Raw genomic sequence first — 2992 nt, forward strand, 5'->3', positions numbered from 1 at the left:
TTGGCATCGTAGTCAAAGATACCTCCGTAGCTCTTGCGTCCGGGCGGACAGGTCTTCGAGGGTGGTGCCGATGAGGTTGATGCGTTCTGCGTCCATGGTGCGGGTGTCCTGTAGGTGTTGGTTGTCTTGCCGGGGCGCCCGGCAAATAGCCCGCGATTTTCTCACGGCGGGCACAGCGGCCCTCCGCCCGCGCGTGCGGCGCCGAGACGGGGTGAGGGTTATCCGGATTTGCTATGTTTTGAATAGCTGCTAGCGCTTTATTGACAAGCGCTAGAGCCTGTTTTGTCCAATATTTGAGCGTAGCTTACAGCAGCTGCTCGCGCAGCTCGGCCGCGCTCTTGGGCGACAGCAGGCCCGGGGCCACGTCAAACACCGTCTTGCAGCCAAACTGCCCCGCCTGCTGCATGCGGCGCACCGCACGCGCGTAGGCCACCAGCACGCTGGCCGTGAACTCGGGGTTGCTGTCCAGCTGCAGGCGGTACTCGATCACCTGGCCGCTTTGCGCGGTGGTGTTGCCGCTGCGGATCACAAAGCCGCCGTGCGGCATGGCGCCGTGGTCGCGCGCCAGTTCTTCGGCGTTGATGAAGTGCACCGTGGTGTCGTACTCGTCAAAGTAGTGCGGCATGGTGACGATGGCCTGGCGCACGGCTTCGGCGTTGGCGCCCTCGGCCAGCACCACAAAGCATTCGCGGCGGTGCTTCTCGCGTGTGGACAGCTGCGGGCGCACACCGCTGCGCACTTTGTCCACCGCTTCATGGACCGGGATGGTGTACTGCACGCCGCCCGCCACGCCGGGCACGCGGCGCAATGCGTCGGAATGCCCTTGGCTCAGACCCTTGCCCCAGAAGGTGTAGGTGGCGCCGTCGGGCAGCAGTGCCTCGCCCATCACGCGGTTGATCGAGAACATGCCCGGGTCCCAGCCCGCCGAGATCAGCGCCGTGGTCTGGCCGGCCTGGGCGGCGGCATCCACGCCGGCAAAGTGCTCAGGGATGCGCGCGTGGGTGTCAAAGCTGTCCACCAGGCTGAAATGCGCCGCCAGCTCGGGGCTTTGGCGGGGCAGGTCGTCCTTGGAGCCGCCGCACAAGATCAGCACGTCGATGCGGTCCTTGTGGCCCGGCAGGCTGTCGATGCCGTACACCGGCACACCGGCGCCCAGAGGCTTGAGCTGCGCGGGGTCGCGGCGCGTGTAGATGCCGGCGATGGCCATGTCGGGGTTCTTGGCGATGGCGGCCTCCACGCCGCGCCCCAGGTTGCCGTAGCCCACGATGCCGATGCGGATGGCGGTCTGGGGGCGGTCGTTGTGGTTGTGATCCATGCTGGTAATTACCTTTGGTTGACTGAAATCCTGAACGCAGGATTGTCGGCCAGCGCAGGGCATGCGCGGCGCACGCGGGGTTCGGGGCGTCCATCGCAAGTCCATCGCAAGTCCATCGCACAAATGGACTAGCCCGGCAGTGGTCGCCGCTGCTGCGTTGTGCGCAATACTTCACCCATGCCTGCCCACCTGCTGCTCGTGGACGACCACACCCTTTTTCGTACCGGCCTGCGCCTGATCGTGCAAGACCACCCTGGCGTGGGGCCGATCTCGGAGGCGGGCTCGATCGCGCAGGCCTGCGCACTGCCGCAGCGCGACGTGCGCCTGATCTTGCTCGACATCCAGATGCCGGGCATGAACGGCCTGGACGGACTGCGCCCGCTGCGTGACGCATTCCCCGGTGCGCGCATCGTGCTGGTGTCTGCCAGCGTGGCCCCTGATGCGGTACGCGAATCGCGCGCGCGCGGCGCCGACGGTTTTCTGCCCAAGTCCGCCAGCGGCGAAGACATTCTGGAGGCCATCAGCCTTGCGCTTGCCGGCCTGCCGTGCTTTCCGGCAGCCAGCACGCCGGTGCCGCCGACGCCGCCTGGCGCCGGGCAGGGCGCGCCGGCCCTCACGGCGCGCCAGCTCGACGTGCTGCACCTGCTGTGCGCGGGCAAGCCCAACAAGGTCATCGCGCGCGACCTCGGCCTGAGCGAGAACACGGTGCGCGTGCATGTGGCCGCCATCTTTGTCCAGCTGGGCGTGAATAGCCGCAGCGCTGCCTTGCTGGCCGCCCAGCGCCTGGGCCTGGTGCACTGGCCTGTTGCCGATGCACCGCATTGACGCCTGGTGCGCGCGCGCTGCCGGCTGGCGCCGCGCCTGGCGCGTGGCGCTGCGCTGGGACCGCGACGAGGTGCTGGTCGAGCAGGTGGCCCTGCTGCGGCGCAACTTTCCGATGACGCTGTGGGCGTCGCTGGTCACCTCGGTGGGCACGGTGTGGATCATGTCGCTGGCGGTGCCGCGGGTGCCCATGCTGTGGTGGATGGCGTCGCACTGGCTGGTGGTGGGCGGTGTCTATCTGGCACTGCGGCGGCTGCCGCGGCGCCACCTGCGCCCGCGCAGCGACGCCCGGCGGCTGATGGCCTGCATGACGGCCATGGGCATGACCTGGGGGTCGCTGGGCGGCATGGCGCTGTGGCATGGCAGCGGCACGGATGCGGTGGTGTACGCCATTGGCATCCTGAGCACCGTGTCGTCGGGCGCGCTGGGCCTGGGCGCGCCGCTGCTGCGCGGCTACATGGCCTATCTGACCTTCGCCATCAGCGGGGTGCTGATCGTGCTGGGGGTGCTGGGCGGGCCCATCGCGCTGCCCGGCTGCGTGCTGGTGATGGTGTACTACCTGCTGACCAGCATGCATGCACACACCCTGGCGCAGGCGGCGCGCGACAGCATCGAGCTCAAGCTCGACAACGAGCGCCTGGTGGGGCAGTTGCGCGCCCAGACGCAGACGGCCATGCAGGCGCAGGCCGCGGCCGAGCAGGCCAACCAGGAAAAATCGCGCTTTCTGGCGGCGGCCAGCCATGACCTGCGCCAGCCGCTGCATGCGCTGGGCCTGTTTCTGGACACGCTGGGGCGCAGCCCCATGTCGGCGCAGCAGGCCACCGTGCTGGGGCATGCGCGCAGCGCGTCGGGCGC

Annotated in this window: 3 protein-coding genes; 2 read left to right on the top strand and 1 reads right to left on the bottom strand. The window is 68.6% G+C overall.

Going from position 1 to position 2992, the window contains the following annotated elements; all coding sequences use genetic code 11:
* Window positions 1–304: 304 nt before the first annotated feature.
* Entirely contained in the window at window positions 305–1315 is a 1011-nt protein-coding gene (locus AB7E35_RS13720; RefSeq protein WP_428167753.1) for a diaminopimelate dehydrogenase, read from the bottom strand.
* A 177-nt stretch (window positions 1316–1492) separates the two neighbouring features.
* Here AB7E35_RS13720 and AB7E35_RS13725 point away from each other — a divergent pair, with 177 nt between their 5' ends.
* Both AB7E35_RS13725 and AB7E35_RS13730 read left to right on the top strand, forming a co-directional pair.
* Window positions 1493–2140, top strand: a complete 648-nt coding sequence (locus tag AB7E35_RS13725; protein ID WP_428167754.1) for a response regulator — start codon at window positions 1493–1495, stop codon at window positions 2138–2140.
* Window positions 2127–2992, top strand: an 866-nt coding sequence (locus AB7E35_RS13730) for a histidine kinase dimerization/phospho-acceptor domain-containing protein (RefSeq protein WP_428167755.1), incomplete at its 3' end; no start/stop codon positions are given. The genes AB7E35_RS13725 and AB7E35_RS13730, both read left to right, overlap by 14 nt.

This window comes from Diaphorobacter sp., from assembly GCF_050251835.1.
Taxonomy (GTDB): Bacteria; Pseudomonadota; Gammaproteobacteria; order Burkholderiales; family Burkholderiaceae_C; genus JBFXIE01.